The organism is Caulobacter sp. SSI4214, from assembly GCF_012184455.1.
GTDB classification, from domain to species: domain Bacteria; phylum Pseudomonadota; class Alphaproteobacteria; order Caulobacterales; family Caulobacteraceae; genus Caulobacter; species Caulobacter vibrioides_E.
Genome location: NZ_SZWJ01000139.1, coordinates 1 through 6,762, shown reverse-complemented (window position 1 = coordinate 6,762; position 6,762 = coordinate 1). Strand labels below are relative to the sequence as shown.

Annotated in this window: 9 protein-coding genes; 8 read left to right on the top strand and 1 reads right to left on the bottom strand. The window is 68.7% G+C overall.

Annotated features, from left to right (window positions below; all coding sequences use genetic code 11):
* The 4 genes from FCU40_RS22110 to scpB form a co-directional block, all read left to right on the top strand.
* On the top strand, positions 1–221 hold a 221-nt coding region (locus FCU40_RS22110), incomplete at its 5' end, for an SPOR domain-containing protein (RefSeq protein ID WP_168077932.1).
* Positions 218–1,258 carry a beta-N-acetylhexosaminidase gene (nagZ, locus tag FCU40_RS22105; RefSeq protein ID WP_168077930.1) on the top strand — a complete coding sequence of 347 codons (1,041 nt, stop codon included), beginning with the start codon at positions 218–220 and terminating at the stop codon, positions 1,256–1,258. The genes FCU40_RS22110 and nagZ, both read left to right, overlap by 4 nt.
* Positions 1,255–2,079, top strand: coding sequence for a ScpA family protein (locus tag FCU40_RS22100; RefSeq protein ID WP_004622925.1), 825 nt, complete (start codon positions 1,255–1,257; stop codon positions 2,077–2,079). The genes nagZ and FCU40_RS22100 overlap by 4 nt, the downstream gene beginning before the upstream one ends.
* On the top strand, positions 2,076–2,744 hold the full coding sequence (scpB, locus tag FCU40_RS22095; protein ID WP_168077928.1) for an SMC-Scp complex subunit ScpB: 669 nt from the start codon (positions 2,076–2,078) through the stop codon (positions 2,742–2,744). Before FCU40_RS22100 ends, scpB begins: the two co-directional genes overlap by 4 nt.
* Positions 2,745–2,760: 16 nt before the next feature.
* Here scpB and FCU40_RS22090 read toward each other — a convergent pair whose 3' ends face one another.
* Positions 2,761–3,084, bottom strand: a complete 324-nt coding sequence (locus tag FCU40_RS22090) for a hypothetical protein (protein WP_168077926.1) — start codon at positions 3,082–3,084, stop codon at positions 2,761–2,763.
* A gap of 322 nt (positions 3,085–3,406) precedes the next feature.
* Between FCU40_RS22090 and tatA the strand changes: the two genes are divergently transcribed.
* From tatA to serS, 4 genes are all read left to right on the top strand, one after another.
* Positions 3,407–3,634 (top strand): twin-arginine translocase TatA/TatE family subunit, encoded by a 228-nt coding sequence (gene tatA, locus FCU40_RS22085; protein ID WP_004622932.1) that lies wholly within the window; start codon positions 3,407–3,409, stop codon positions 3,632–3,634.
* 84 nt (positions 3,635–3,718) lie between these two features.
* Complete coding sequence (gene tatB / locus FCU40_RS22080) at positions 3,719–4,306, top strand: Sec-independent protein translocase protein TatB (RefSeq protein ID WP_168077924.1); 588 nt, start codon at positions 3,719–3,721, stop codon at positions 4,304–4,306.
* A complete protein-coding gene (gene tatC, locus FCU40_RS22075) occupies positions 4,303–5,211 on the top strand; it encodes a twin-arginine translocase subunit TatC (RefSeq protein WP_168077922.1) in 909 nt (302 codons plus the stop codon). Before tatB ends, tatC begins: the two co-directional genes overlap by 4 nt.
* Positions 5,212–5,441: 230 nt before the next feature.
* Positions 5,442–6,737 carry a serine--tRNA ligase gene (gene serS, locus FCU40_RS22070; protein WP_168077920.1) on the top strand — a complete coding sequence of 432 codons (1,296 nt, stop codon included), beginning with the start codon at positions 5,442–5,444 and terminating at the stop codon, positions 6,735–6,737.
* Positions 6,738–6,762: the final 25 nt, after the last annotated feature.

Genomic DNA, 6,762 nt, shown 5'->3' with positions numbered 1-6,762 from the left:
TCGGCGCGCTGTCCTCGCCGGCCCTGGCCGACAAGGCCTGGATCGAAGCCACGCGCCTGGCCCCGGGGCTGGCCGCCGGCAAGGGCAAGAAGGTCGAGGCCGTCGACAAGAACGGCACGACCCTCTACCGCACCTCGGTCACCGGCTTTGCTTCCCGCGAGGCGGCCAAGGCCTTCTGCGAGGCCATCGCGGCCTCGGGCAAGTCCTGCTTCGTCAAATGAGCCTGCTGATGGGCGCCACGTCCTCCGCCGCCATTCTCGGCTGCGCCGGGACCACCCTGACGGCCGAGGAGGTCGCGTTCTTCAAGGACGTGAAGCCCTGGGGCTTCATCCTCTTCAAGCGTAATATCGCCGATCCGGAGCAGGTGAGGGCGCTGACCGCCGCGCTCCGCGACACGGTTGGCCGTCCCGACGCCCCCATCCTGATCGACCAGGAGGGCGGTCGGGTCGCCCGCCTGCAGCCGCCGCACTGGCGGATCTATCCGCCGGGTCGTGCCTATGGCGAGCTGGTCGCCAATGACCCTCTGACCGCCCGCGAGATCACCCGTCTGGGCGCGCGCCTGATGGCGCACGACCTGCACGTGCTGGGCATTAATGTCGACTGCGCGCCGGTGCTGGACGTGCCCGACCCCAAGGGCCACGAGATCATCGGCGACCGCGCCTATGGCGACACGCCCGAGCAGGTGGCGACCCTGGGCCGCGCGGCCGCCGAGGGCCTGCTGGCCGGCGGTGTCCTACCGATCATCAAGCACATCCCCGGCCACGGCCGCGCCCTCGGCGACAGCCACCTGGAGCTGCCGGTCGTCAAGGCCAAGCTGCTGGAGCTGGAAATCCGCGACTTCGCGCCGTTCCGCGTGCTGTCCGACATGCCGATGGCGATGACGGCGCACGTCGTCTACGCCGCCATCGACCGCAAGAACCCAGCTACGACCTCGAAGAAGGTCATCAAGCAGGTCATTCGCGGGTCCATGGGCTTCGACGGCCTTCTGATGAGCGACGACCTGTCGATGAAAGCCCTGACGGGCGACTTCAAGCAGCGGGCCAAGGACAGCTTGTCGGCCGGCTGCGACGTCGTCCTGCACTGCAACGGCGACATGGACGAGATGAAGGCCGTGATGTCGGGCGTCGGCAAGATGTCCAAGGAGGCGCGTCGGCGGGCCCAGGCGGTGATGAACCGTCTGGTCAAGGTTCCCGAGCCCTTCGACCCGGCCGAGGCCCGCGCCCGCTTCGACGCGGCGTTCGGCGGTCGGTACGCTTGAGCGCGGGCTTCCAGCCCACCCTGGACTTCGAGGCTGCTCACGAGGCGGCCGAGGACGGCGCGGCCCTGGTCATCGACATCGACGGCTATGAAGGCCCGCTGCATGTCCTGCTGACCTTGGCGCGCGGCCAGAAGGTCGACCTGCTGCAACTGTCGATCACCCGCCTGGCCGAACAGTATCTGGCCTTCGTGCAGCAGGCGCGCCGCGTTCGTTTCGCCCTCGCGGCCGACTATCTGGTGATGGCCGCTTGGCTGGCCTATCTGAAGTCGCGGCTGCTGCTGCCCAAGGCCGAGCGCGCCAAGGCCGAGGGACCGCCGCCCGAGGAAATGGCCGCCCAGCTGGCCTTCCGCCTGGCCAAGCTCGACGTGATGCGCAAGGCCGTGGAGGCCTTGAAGGAGCGTCCCATCCTGGGGCGCGACGTCTTCATGCGCGGCGACCCCGAAGCGGTGAAGATCGTCTCCTCGACTCGGCTGGAGGGCGATCTCTACGGCCTGATGAGCGCCTATATCGAGCAGCGCAAGCGCGAGCACGGCCGCCATTACGCCCCCCGTCCGCCGACGGCCTATCCGCTGGAAGACGCCCGCGACCGCCTGCGAACGCTGCTGCCGCGCATGAGCGAGTGGACCACGCTCTCGACCGTCGCGCCGATCGAGCAGGCGCTGGAGGAGGATGACGGACCCACGCCGGCCTCGTACCTGGCCTCGACCCTGTCGGCGTCGCTGGAACTGGTGAAGGAAGGGGCGTTGGAGGTCCGCCAGATGGAGGCGTTCGCCGACATCTACTTGCGGACCCGGGCCGAGCCGGCGCAAATCGCAGAATGACCAGCGCGATCGATCCGCTCTTCGTCGAACGCTGCATCGAGGCGCTGCTGTTCGCGGCGGCCGAGCCGCTCAGCGACCTCGACCTGGCCAAGCGCCTGCCCGCCGGGGCCGATATCGCGACCGGCGTCGCGGCCCTGCGCGCGCGCTATGAGGGGCGAGGCATCGAGCTGGTCAAGGTGGCCGACCGCTGGCGTTTCCAGACAGCGGTCGATCTGTCCTTCCTGATGACCGAGGAGCGGGAAGAGTCCCGCCGTCTCTCCAAGGCCGCTCAGGAGACCCTGGCCATCGTCGCCTATCACCAGCCGGTGACCCGCGCCGAGATCGAGGCCGTGCGCGGCGTACAGGCCAGCCGCGGCACCCTGGACGTCCTGCTGGAGCTGGGGCTGATCCGGATGCGCGGCCGTCGCCGCACGCCGGGCCGGCCGGTGACGTTCGGCACGACCGACGCCTTCCTGGAGCACTATGGACTGGCCAGCCTGGCCGATCTGCCCGGCGTCGCCGAGATGAAGGCCGCGGGCCTGCTGGAAATGAACCTGCCGCCCGGCTTCACCGTGCCCGATCCGCTGGGCCTGCGCGCCGGCGAGGACGAGGACCCGCTGGACCTGGACGATGGCGACGCGCCCGAATTCGCGCAGGACTTCCTGGGCGAGCCGGAAAAGGCTTAGGGCGCGCTCTACCCGCCTAAGCCATCACGTCGGCCAGGATTCCGGTTTTCTTCTTCAAGGCCGGGTCGTTCTGGACCTGCTGCTTGATCATGTCCTTGATCTTGTCCTCGACCGCCTTGCGCTTGTCGTCGGGCAGGGCCTTCACCTGCTCCTCGGTCAGGCCCAGCCTGGCCAGCATCATGGCCCGCATCTTCTGGGCGGGCGTCATGGCCTGGTATTTCTCGAACGCCTCGCGGGGCGAGGTCGGGTCGGCGGCCGCGCTGGCGCCCGCGCCCGAGATCGCGCTCGGGCCGCTGTAGGGACCGACGGCGCCGGCTGAACCGATGGACATGATCGACATGAGCGCTTCCCCGCTGAAGGTCGCGCGTCCGCCGCAAAAAGCGGGCCAAGCGATTTAACTCGTCATTTCCGTCGCTTGGCCGGGAGAAGCGCGTCCGATGTCGCGCTCTCGGTCAACTTTACCGAGCAGAACTTGCCGCCCTGGGGCCCTAAAGGCGAGCCAGGCGCGACGGTCCGTGGGTTGAGCGGATTCGCCGGCCCGCGACCGGCGGTCCTCGTGACGTCGACAGTGGCCGCTGGTCTCGCGAAGGCCTATATTTAGCAGCATGTTGTAACGACGCGTCGCAGCGGCTATGGGGCGCTGTCGCAAGGAGTCTTTGGCTATGGGAAGTCTCGGTCCGATCCACTGGATCATCGTCGCCGTCGTCGTGCTGCTGCTGTTCGGCGGTCGCGGCAAGCTGTCGGGCGTCATGGGTGACGCCGCCAAGGGCATCAAGGCCTTCCGCGACGGCCTGAAGGACGAGCCGGTCAGCAGCGACGTCGCCGAGAACAAGGCCACCGGCGCGCTGCCGCGCACCGAGGCCGAGAAGGAAGAGCTGCGCAAGTCGTAGTCTTCCGCCGCGCGCGGGGAAGGGTCTCCGCGCGACGATCCAACCTTGGGGGAGCCTCGGCTCCGCCCGGTCTAAGGCGCGTCCATGCTTCCTGATATCGGCGGCACAGAACTCCTTGTCATCGCCGCTGTCGCCCTGATCGTGGTCGGTCCCAAGGACCTGCCCGTCCTGCTGCGCAAGCTGGGGCAGTTCATCGGCAAGATGCGCGGCATGGCGTCGGAATTCCGCGCCAGCTTCGACGAGATGGCGCGCCAGTCCGAGCTGGACGAGCTGCGCCGCGAGGTCCAGGCCATGCGCGCGGGCCAGTACGCCGCCCCCGCCCAGCCGGCCGCGCCCCATCCCGTCGACCAGACCTTCGCAGACATCGACGCCTCGCTCAGCAGCGGGGCGATGCAGATGCACCCCTATGCCGGGGCCGAGATCCATAGCCCGGCGCCCGAGCCCTCCATTCTGCCGCCGACCCCGGCTCCCGCCGCCGAGATCGTGGAGGCCAAGCCCAAGCGCGCGCCGCGCAAGAAGGCCGAGCCCGCGCTCGCCGAGCCGGTCAAGGCCCCGCGCAAGCGCGCGCCCGCCAAGAAGGACGTCGCGGTCGAGGCGCCCAAGGCGACCCGCGCGCCGCGCAAGAAGACGGCCAAGGCCGGCGGCTCCACCGCTTCGGACATCGCCTCGTGAACGACAAGGCCATCGGATACGACCCCGAGGACGAGATCGAATCCTCGCGCGCGCCGCTCCTCGATCACCTGATCGAGCTGCGGATGCGGCTGATCATCTGCGTCGGCGCGATCGCCGTCGCGTTCGGGATCTGCTTCGCCTTCGTCAAGCAGATCTTCCTGTTCCTGGTGCGCCCGTTCACCGTGGCCGAGGGCCTGAAGGCGGTGCAGGAGTCCGGCGGCGGGCATCACGGCTCGTTCGACCTGCTGCTGGCCCTGGTCGGGATCAAGCACGTGCCGCCGGGCGCGTTGAAGGACATCACCCTGCAGGCCACCGCGCCGCTGGAACAGTTCTTCACCAACATCAAGCTGTCGGCCTTCGCGGCCATCGTCCTGGCCTTCCCGATCATCGCTTGGCAGCTGTATCGCTTCGTCGCGCCGGGCCTGTACAAGCAGGAGCGCAACGCCTTCCTGCCGTTCCTGATCGCCTCGCCGGTGCTGTTCCTGCTGGGCGCGGCGCTGGTCTATTACGTGATGCTGCCGTTCGTGCTGTGGTTCTCGCTGTCGCAGCAGATCGTCGGCGAGGGCGTGAAGGTGGTGTTGCAGACTAAGGTCTCGGAGTACCTGACCCTGGTGACCACGCTGCTGCTGGCCTTTGGTCTCAGCTTCCAGCTGCCGGTGGTGCTGTCTCTGGCGGGCCTGGCGGGGCTGGTCGATTCCAAGATGCTGCGGTCGGGCCGTCGCTACGCCATCGTCGCCGTCTTCGTGGTGGCGGCCATCGTCACCCCGCCCGACCCGATCAGCCAGATCACCCTGGCCGTGCCGCTGTGCCTGCTCTACGAGATTTCCATCTGGTGCGTGTGGCTGATCGAGCGCCGCCGCAAGAAGGAAGACGAGGAAGCCGGCCGGGATGTGATCTCGGTCTAGCGGCTAGCGTTCTCTTTGTACCCGCCCGAGCGTCGCCCCTGACCGGGTGCGTCATCCGGTCGCACGCCCGCGTTTCCGGGATCCGGCGCGGTGTTCGGCGGCGCGAGCGGCGTCCGGGCGGATCACGAAGCCGTGGGGCGGCGACCAGGGCCGCCGGAACGCTTGGCGCCCCCGCCGACGCGCCTTAGAGAGGGCGTTTCTTCTCCGCCTTACTCCCGAGCTTGCGTTCGATGCACGACATCAAGGCCATCCGCGACAATCCCGAAGCCTTCGACCGCCACTGGTCGGCCAAGGGCCGCTCGGGCGCGGCCGCCGAGGCGGTCAAGCTGGACGTGCAACTGCGCGCCGCCCAGACCGCCCTGCAGGAAGCCCAGGCCAAGCGCAACGAAAGCTCCAAGCTGATCGGCATGGCCAAGGCCAAGAAGGACGAGGCCGAGGCCCAGCGCCTGATGGCCGAGGTCGAGGCGCTGAAGGGCGTCATGGCCGCCGCCGCCGAGGAGCAGGAGCTGGTCGGCGGCAAGCTGAAGGACCTGCTGGCGTCCTTGCCCAACATCCCCGCGCCCGAGGTTCCCGAGGGCGAGGACGAGCACGGCAATGTCGAGCAGCGCGTCTGGGGCGACGCCAAGGCCCTGCCGGCCGGCAAGCTGAACAAGCCCAAGGATCACGTCGACCTGGGCGTGGCCCTGGGCGGCATGGACTTCGAGGCCGCCGCCCGCATGAGCGGCGCCCGCTTCGTGGTGCTGAAGAAGGAGATCGCCCGGCTGGAACGCGCCATTGGCCAGTTCATGCTGGACCTTCAGACCGTCGAGCATGGGTACACGGAGGTGTCCCCGCCGCTGCTGGTGCGCGATGAGGCGCTGTACGGCACCGGTCAGCTGCCGAAGTTCGCAGAGGATCTCTTCCACACCAACGATGATCGCTGGCTGATCCCCACCGCCGAAGTCTCCCTGACCAACATCGTCCGCGAGCAGCTGGTCGCCGAGGAAGAGCTGCCGATGCGCCTGACGGCCCTGACGCCGTCGTTCCGCGCCGAGGCGGGCTCGGCGGGGCGCGACACGCGCGGCATGATCCGCCAGCACCAGTTCTACAAGGTCGAGCTGGTTTCGATCACCACGCCCGACCAGTCCGAGGACGAACATCAGCGCATGGTCGAGTGCGCCGAGGCCGTGCTGAAGAAGCTGGAGCTGCCGTTCCGCACCATGCTGCTGTGCGCCGGCGACATGGGCTTCGGCGCGCGCAAGACCTACGACCTCGAGGTCTGGCTGCCGTCGCAGAACATGTACCGCGAGATCAGCTCGTGCTCGAACTGCGGCGACTTCCAGGCCCGCCGCATGGACGCCCGCTACCGCAAGACCGGCGAGAAGGGCGGGCATTTCGTCCACACCCTGAACGGCTCGGGCCTGGCCGTCGGCCGCACCCTGGTGGCCGTGCTGGAGAACTACCAGGACGAGGGCGGCCGCATCCACATCCCGGCCGCGCTGCAACCCTATATGGGCGGGCTGACGCATATCGGGGGGCAGGGGTGATCGGAGCCGCAGCCTTCATCCTCCC

What these genes read in the sequence shown, in the direction of transcription:
- FCU40_RS22090 (WP_168077926.1), bottom strand. Translation starts at nt 3,084, where the DNA reads ATGTCGATCATGTCCATCGGTTCAGCCGGCGCCGTCGGTCCCTACAGC.
- tatB (WP_168077924.1), top strand. Translation starts at nt 3,719, where the DNA reads ATGCTTCCTGATATCGGCGGCACAGAACTCCTTGTCATCGCCGCTGTC.
- scpB (WP_168077928.1), top strand. Translation starts at nt 2,076, where the DNA reads ATGACCAGCGCGATCGATCCGCTCTTCGTCGAACGCTGCATCGAGGCG.
- nagZ (WP_168077930.1), top strand. Translation starts at nt 218, where the DNA reads ATGAGCCTGCTGATGGGCGCCACGTCCTCCGCCGCCATTCTCGGCTGC.
- tatA (WP_004622932.1), top strand. Translation starts at nt 3,407, where the DNA reads ATGGGAAGTCTCGGTCCGATCCACTGGATCATCGTCGCCGTCGTCGTG.
- serS (WP_168077920.1), top strand. Translation starts at nt 5,442, where the DNA reads ATGCACGACATCAAGGCCATCCGCGACAATCCCGAAGCCTTCGACCGC.